Source organism: Dyella sp. 01N36, from assembly GCF_056399745.1.
In genome coordinates this window covers 1-1,722 of the sequence record NZ_JBFTRY010000351.1, presented here as the reverse complement: position 1 = coordinate 1,722, position 1,722 = coordinate 1, and the positions used below count along the sequence as shown (strand labels likewise).

Genomic DNA, 1,722 nt, shown 5'->3' with positions numbered 1-1,722 from the left:
GTTTTCGCACTGCAAGGATGGCCCCTTGCCCCGCGCGTCGGCCGACGCAGTGCGCGCGCTGATGGCGTCGGAGTTGCGGCCCTGGGACGTGCGCTGGAACGAAGACTTCCTCGACGTGCAGCGTTCGCTGCGCGAGATCGGCGCCACCTTGCTCGGTGTCGACGCGCAGGACATCAGCCTGGTCACCTGCACATCCACCGGGCTGGAAGTGGTAGCGCTGGGTTATGCGTGGCAGGCGGGCGACGAGGTCGTGATTCCCGCCGGCGAATTCCCGAGCAATCGACTGCCGTGGCTGGCGCTGGCCGGCAAGGGCGTGACGTGTACGGAAGTGGAGCTGTGGGCCGGCCAGCTTGCCCAGCCGTCTGTCGCGCCCGATGCGCAGATCGAACCGGAGCAGCGTTTGCTGGATGCGATCACGCCGCGCACGCGCGTGATGGCGGTTTCGTGGGTGCGTTACCAGGATGGCATCCGCCTCGACCTGGAAAAACTCGGTCGCGGTTGTCGCGCACGCGGCGTGCATCTGGTGGTCGATGGCATCCAGGGCGCGGGCACCGTCGCGACCTCGTTCGAGGGCATCAGTGCGTTTGCCAGTGGCGGGCACAAGGGTTTGCTCGGCATGCAGGGGCAGGGGTTGCTGTGGACCGAGCGGAGCTTCCGTCAACAGCTCGTACCGCTGGGCACCTGGCTTTCGGCACCGGATGATTTTTCGCAGAGCGGCGCGCAGGCGCAGAACGATGCGCTGTGGGCCACCGACGGTCGGCGCCTGGAAGCAGGCAGCCCGTCGATCGTGTCATGTGCGGCGCTGGCGTCGTCCATTCGCCTGCTGGTGGAAAGCGGCGGCGCGGTCAGGCTGCAGGCGCACATCGCTGGCTTGCAGCGCGCCTTGCTGGCCGCTCTGGCGGCAAACGCAGCGTGGGTTGCTGAAGCACAGCGACTGGATGAACTCCTCAACGCAGGCAGGTTGGGATCCATCTTGTCGTTCGCTGTTCCGGCGGAACGTTGCGAACGCTTGCTGCGTGCCGCCGACGCGCAAGGCATCAGCACCAGCACACGCGAGGGCTATCTGCGCATTGCCCTGCATGGGTGGCATGACACGAGAGACATCGAACGCTGCGCACAATGGTTGACTGCGCATTAGGCTGCGGCGCAACCGAGCCGTTTTACGGAGCCGAAGCTATGAATGAATGGCAATCGGCTTACTCGACCATGGCGGAAGTTGCCGCCACGTTGAGCGGGCTGCTGTTTGTTTCGCTATCCATGAAGCTGCATGCCGTCACCGGCGAGCACCGCGGGTGGATGTTGCTGGTCGCCAAGCGCAGTTTTTTCGACTTTCTGGCGGTGCTTGGGATCGCGCTCCTTCTGTTGATTCCCGCAGGTTCGCTGGTTTTCGTCGGCTGAACCGCTTTGTTGATCGCGACGGCCCGCATCGCCTGGCATGTCAAGCATTTGCGCGGTTATCGCAGCGCCGACGCGTTCAGGACCTCACTCACCGACTACTTCGTGCCGATGCTGGCCACGCTCATGCTTGCCTCGGCAGGCGTGGCGTTGCTGCGTTCCTCCACCATTTCGCCCAAGCTCATCTACGCCGCTGCCATTGCGTTGCTTTACGGGGCGTGCCAGAACGCGTGGCGTTTCTTGTTCAATAGCCGTGCCGGTTCTCGCCGCAATGTTCGATCGGGGAGTGAACCTTGGGGGAGCAGTGCCGACGCTGCTCCCGGTGAC

At 64.5% G+C, this 1,722-nt stretch carries 3 protein-coding genes; all 3 read left to right on the top strand.

What is annotated here, in order from left to right:
* On the top strand, positions 1–1,138 hold a 1,138-nt coding region (locus AC1DMG_RS22005), incomplete at its 5' end, for an aminotransferase class V-fold PLP-dependent enzyme (RefSeq protein ID WP_477181138.1).
* Positions 1,139–1,206: 68 nt separating this feature from the next.
* Positions 1,207–1,398 (top strand): hypothetical protein, encoded by a 192-nt coding sequence (locus tag AC1DMG_RS22000; RefSeq protein WP_441604535.1) that lies wholly within the window; start codon positions 1,207–1,209, stop codon positions 1,396–1,398.
* A 9-nt stretch (positions 1,399–1,407) separates the two neighbouring features.
* The coding region (locus AC1DMG_RS21995) for a hypothetical protein (protein ID WP_477181137.1) at positions 1,408–1,722 on the top strand (315 nt) is incomplete at its 3' end.